At 63.0% G+C, this 571-nt stretch carries 1 protein-coding gene; it reads right to left on the reverse strand.

Annotated elements, in window-relative coordinates; genetic code table 11:
* Positions 1-571: TRAP transporter large permease subunit (locus tag EGI20_RS18985; RefSeq protein WP_498633263.1), on the reverse strand; the 571-nt coding region annotated here is incomplete at both ends.

The raw sequence follows: 571 nt of genomic DNA on the forward strand, positions 1-571 counted from the left end.
CAGGATGCCGAAGTGCACCGGGTCGATGCCCAGCGCCATCGCCACCGGGAACAGGATGGGGGCGAAGATCAGCACGATGGATGACGGCTCCATCACGTTGCCAGCCAGCAGCAGCAGCACGTTCACCACCAGCAGGAAGGCGATCGGGCCGAGGCCGGCGTCGATCAGCCAGCCGGCCATCGCCTGCGGGATGCCTTCGCTGGTCATCAGGAAGGAGAACAGCACGGCGTTGGTGATGATATAGAGCAGCATCGCCGACATCGAGGCCGAATCCAGCAGCACTTTCGGCACCTGCTTCAGGCTCATGTCTTTGTAGACGAACACCGCCACGATGAAGGCGTACACCGCGCTCATCGCCGCCGCCTCGGTCGGGGTGAAGATGCCGCTATAGATACCGCCGATCACTACCACGATCAGGAACAGGCCCCACATCGATTCGCGGAACGCTTTCAGGCGTTGCACGGCAGTGGCCTTGGCCAGACGCGGATAGCCGAACTTGCGTGCGCGATACCAGGTGGTAAGGCCGAGGACGGTCGCCAGCATCAGCCCCGGAATCACGCCGGCCATGAAC

The sequence above is a fragment of the Aquitalea sp. S1-19 genome (assembly GCF_024343515.1).